Below are 4,588 nucleotides of genomic sequence, written 5' to 3' on the forward strand. Positions count from 1 at the left end.
TTGCCAGCCAGTCCTCGCCAGCGGCTCGACGAATTGCTCGTCCAGCGCGGCCTGTTCGCCAGCCGCTCGCGAGGACTGGCTGGCAATGCGGAGTTCATCGGCCTTCCTTGGCGAAAGCCGGTCGCGAAGGCAAGGACATTGGCACAGGGGCACTAGAAGATGGTTCGCGAGACCGGCCGCTCGACAGCCGGCGCCAGGCCGTCATTGGCATTGCCAGAGGCCTGCCGGCGTGGCGGATCGACCGGCACCGCCGGCGGGGTGTCGGGCAGGCCGACCAGTTGTGGAACCTGCTTGTAGGAAAAGCCGCCGCGGATATCGCCGATCTTGCCGGCGACAATGTCCATCACCGCCTTTTCGAGGTTGCGGTCGTAGCGCGTCTCGGCCCTCGCCGGCGCAGCGGCCAGCGCCAAAAAGGCGATGCCGCACACAAACCTGTTCATTGTCGTTGCCCCGTGTCCCTGGGAGGCTTCTAGCAGGCCGCCGTTGAAAAACGGCCAAGAGACAGGGTAATCAAAGCGGCAAACGGCAGCGTAAACAGTTGGTTACAACCGCAAGCCGGCAAAGTGATTCAGAGGCCTCAGACTTTGATTCAGGCGCGCTGGGCCTGTGCAGCCTGGCCCAGGGCGACGAAGACGGTCCGCACGATGCCCGCCGTGTCCAGTCCCGCGTCGGCATACATTTTCTCGGGCTTGGCGTGGTCGGTGAAAGCGTCCGGCAGCACCAGCGGCCGCACCTTGAGGCCGCTTTCAAGCAGTCCTTCGTGGGCGAGGAAATGCAGCACCTGGCTGGCAAAACCGCCGACCGAGCCCTCCTCGACCGTCACCAGCACCTCATGCGAACGGGCGAGCCGGCGGATCAGATCCTCATCCAGGGGCTTGGCGAAGCGGGCGTCGACGACGCTGGTCGAAAGGCCCGCCGCGCCGAGTTCCTCGGCCGCCGTCAGGCAATCCTGCAGGCGGGTGCCGAAGGAGAGCAGCGCCACCTTGGTACCTTCCTTGAGGACGCGGCCCTTGCCGATGTCGAGCACCGAGCCGCGTTCCGGCATGTCGACGCCGACGCCGTTGCCGCGCGGATAGCGGAGGGCGATGGGGCCTTCATCGTAATGAGCGGCGGTGCGCACCATATGGCGCAGCTCCGCCTCGTCGGCGGCTGCCATGACGACGAAGCCGGGCAGCGACGCGAGGAAGGTGGTGTCGAAGGCGCCGCAATGGGTGGCGCCGTCGGCGCCGACGAAGCCGGCGCGGTCGATTGGAAAGCGCACCGGCAGCTTCTGGATCGCCACGTCATGGACAACCTGGTCGTAGGCGCGCTGCAGGAAGGTCGAATAGATGGCGGCGAAGGGCTTGTAGCCCTCGGTGGCGAGCCCGGCGGCGAACGTCACCGCATGCTGCTCGGCGATGCCGACATCGAACGTCCGGGTCGGGAAAACCTCGCCGAAGAGGTCGAGCCCGGTGCCGCTCGGCATGGCGGCGGTGATCGCCACGATGCGGTCGTCCGCGTGCGCTTCCTGGATCAGGCTCTCGGCGAAGACCTTGGTGTAGCTTGGAGCGTTGGCGGGCGCCTTGGCCTGCGCGCCAGTAATGACGTCGAATTTGTTGACGCCGTGATATTTGTCGGCGGCGGCTTCCGCCGGGCCATAGCCCTTGCCCTTCTGGGTCACGACATGGATCAGCACCGGGCCGTCGGCATTGTCGCGGACGTTCTTCAGCACCGGGATCAAATGCTCGAGATTGTGCCCGTCGATCGGGCCGATGTGATAAAAGCCGAGTTCCTCGAACAGCGTGCCGCCGGTAACGTAGCCGCGCGCATGCTCGACTGCCCGCGTGATGGCGCGATCGGCGCGCTTGCCGAGGTAGGAGGTCAGCTTCTTGCCGAAATCGCGCAGGCCGAGATAGGCCTTGCCGGAGGCGAGCCTCGCTAGATAGGCGCTCATCGCGCCGGTCGGTGGAGCGATCGACATGTCGTTGTCGTTGAGGATGACGATCAGCCGGGCATCGAGGGCACCGGCATTGTTCATCGCCTCATAGGCCATGCCGGCCGACATGGCGCCGTCGCCGATGACGGCAATGACGTTGTTGCGTCCGCCGGACAACTCGCGTCCGACAGCCATGCCAAGGCCGGCGGAAATCGAGGTCGAGGAGTGGGCCGCGCCGAAGGGGTCGTATTCGCTCTCGGCCCGCCGGGTAAAGCCGGAAAGGCCGCCCTCCTGCCGCAAGGTGCGGATGCGGTCGCGGCGGCCGGTCAGGATCTTGTGCGGATAGGCCTGGTGGCCGACATCCCAGATCAGCCTGTCGTCCGGCGTGTTGAAGACGTAGTGTAGCGCAACGGTGAGCTCGACCACGCCGAGCCCGGCGCCAAGGTGACCGCCGGTGTGGGAAACGGCATCGATCAGCTCGGCGCGCAGTTCCGAGGCGAGCTGCGGCAGCTCGCTTTCGTCAAGCGTCCTCAGATCCGCGGGGATGCGGACCTTGTCGAGGAGTGGCGTTTGCAGCGTCGCGTTCACTTGTTGAGAGGCCTGGTCAAACCTGATGTCATGCACGTTGATCATGGGCGAAATATGCCGCCGCCCGGCGAATGTAAATGCGTGTCAATGACGCGGATGGTTCTGACGTTAATTGTCCGGTAACGGAATGAACTCTTCCTCGTCTCCGGGAACGATATCGAAGCGGCCCGTCTTCCATTCTTCTTTCGCCTGCTCGATGCGCTCTTTCGACGACGAAACGAAATTCCACCAGATGTAGCGCCGGGAGCCGAGCGAGGCGCCGCCGAACAGCATGAAATGGGCACCGTTCTCCGACGAAACCACGATTTCGTCGCCCGGTTTGAACACCAGAAGCCGCTCGGCCGGGAAACGGTCCCCGGCAATCGAGACCTCGCCTTCCAGCGTGTAGATGGCGCGTTCCTCGGCATCGGCCGGAATCTTGACGCTGGCGCCAGCCGCCAGCCTCAGATCGGCATAAAGGGTGTCCGAGGCGGTCGAAACCGGTGAGCGCAGTCCAGAAAAGTCGCCGATGACGACGCGACCGCTGACGCCTTCAGCATCGATCTCGGGCAGGCGCATCACCGCGGTGTTCTGGAAGACCGGTGCGACTTCCTCCTTGCCGTCGGGCAGCGCCAGCCAGGTCTGCAGGCCGGAGATCGACATCGGCGCGCCACGCAATTCCTCAGGCGTGCGCTCGGAATGGACGATGCCGCGCCCGGCGGTCATCAGGTTCACGTCGCCCGGTGCGATGACCATTTCGGTACCGAGCGAGTCGCGATGTCTGATCCTGCCGTCGAACAAATAGGTGACGGTGGAAAGCCCGATATGTGGATGCGGGCGGACATCGATGGCGTGGCCGGCGCGCAGGATGGCCGGCCCCATGCGGTCGAAGAAGATGAACGGCCCGACCAGACGGCGTTTCGCGGTGGGCAGGGCGCGGCGAACCTCGAAGCCGCCAATGTCCTTGGCGTTGGGAATGACCATCAGTTCGATCTGGTCGCAGGCGAACGAATCGCCGGGCTCAGGATCGTTTCCCGGAAAGAAGCTCATCCGATCCCTCAGGCGAAACGGAGGGCGGATCTGGCCTTTGCCTTGGCCGCCTCTTCCTCGCGATTGCGCGGAGTCTGTGTCGTTTCAAGCGAATCAAGCAAATCTCGCGCCGCGGCCGCAATCGCCTCGACCGCATGGTTGAAGGCATGCTCATTGCGCTTGGAGGGCTTGGTCGAGCCACTCAGCTTGCGCACGAATTGCAAGGCTGCGTCATGGACCTCATCATTGGTCGCCGGCGGTTCGAAGTTGAACAAGGTCTTGATGTTTCGGCACATCGCTTGGATTCCTGCCTGCTTTCCTCTGCCCCGCCCCGTGCGGACTAATCCGCGTCCAATGGCTCCGTGCCGACCGGCTTGCCGTCACGCGACAGCCTGATCTTCTCGACCTTGTCTTCGGCCGCCTTGAGCAGCCGGTCGCAATGCGCCTTCAGCGCCTCGCCGCGCTCATAGATGCGGATCGACTGGTCGAGCGGCACGTCACCACGTTCCAGATCATCGACGATCTTTTCCAGCGCGTCGAGCGCCTGCTCGAAGCTCATCGCCTTGACGTCCTCGTTGCTTTCGCCTGCCATACTCTATCCCTTCATCAGCCGCCCGACATGGGCGGCGACCGAAAATGCCAATCCCTGCAGATCGTAGCCGCCCTCGAGCAGGCTGACGAGCCGGTTGCCGCTATGGCGCCCGGCGCGCTCCATCAGCTGGCCGGTCGCCCAGTCGAAATCCTCCTCGGTCAGGTTGATCTCGGCCAGCGGATCGCGATGGTGGGCGTCGAATCCGGCGGAAATGATGATCAGGTCGGGCGCGAAATTGTCGATCGACGGCAGCACGCGCGACAGGAAGGCATCGCGAAACGTGTCGCTGCCGGTGCGAGGCGCCAGCGGCGCGTTGACGATGTTGCCGGCGCCGGTTTCGCTCCTGGCACCGGTGCCCGGGTAAAGCGGCATCTGGTGCGTCGAGCAGTACAGCACCGACGGATCGTCCCAGAAGATGTCCTGCGTGCCGTTGCCGTGATGCACGTCCCAGTCGACGATGGCGACACGCTCGGCCTGGTGCTGCT

5 protein-coding genes and 1 pseudogene are annotated in these 4,588 nt (G+C 64.5%); all 6 read right to left on the reverse strand.

The genetic code is table 11. From position 1 onward, the window contains the following. Window positions 1–152: 152 nt before the first annotated feature. The gene (locus EOA33_RS25190) at window positions 153–440 is read right to left on the reverse strand and encodes a hypothetical protein (protein WP_127406860.1); all 288 of its coding nucleotides are present in this window, start codon (window positions 438–440) and stop codon (window positions 153–155) included. Between the two features lie 149 nt (window positions 441–589). After that, a complete protein-coding gene (gene dxs / locus EOA33_RS25195) occupies window positions 590–2,503 on the reverse strand; it encodes a 1-deoxy-D-xylulose-5-phosphate synthase (protein ID WP_127406863.1) in 1,914 nt (637 codons plus the stop codon). A 108-nt stretch (window positions 2,504–2,611) separates the two neighbouring features. After that, window positions 2,612–3,532: a pirin family protein gene (locus EOA33_RS25200; RefSeq protein WP_127406861.1), complete on the reverse strand. Its 921-nt coding sequence runs from the start codon at window positions 3,530–3,532 to the stop codon at window positions 2,612–2,614. Window positions 3,533–3,540: 8 nt separating this feature from the next. Beyond that, window positions 3,541–3,807: a DUF2277 domain-containing protein gene (locus tag EOA33_RS25205; RefSeq protein WP_127406862.1), complete on the reverse strand. Its 267-nt coding sequence runs from the start codon at window positions 3,805–3,807 to the stop codon at window positions 3,541–3,543. Window positions 3,808–3,851: 44 nt separating this feature from the next. After that, complete coding sequence (locus tag EOA33_RS25210) at window positions 3,852–4,103, reverse strand: exodeoxyribonuclease VII small subunit (RefSeq protein WP_126055931.1); 252 nt, start codon at window positions 4,101–4,103, stop codon at window positions 3,852–3,854. A 3-nt stretch (window positions 4,104–4,106) separates the two neighbouring features. Next, a pseudogene (locus EOA33_RS25215) lies at window positions 4,107–4,588 on the reverse strand (histone deacetylase family protein); the annotation flags it as partial.

This window comes from Mesorhizobium sp. M4A.F.Ca.ET.050.02.1.1 (assembly GCF_003997725.1).
Taxonomy (GTDB): Bacteria; Pseudomonadota; Alphaproteobacteria; order Rhizobiales; family Rhizobiaceae; genus Mesorhizobium.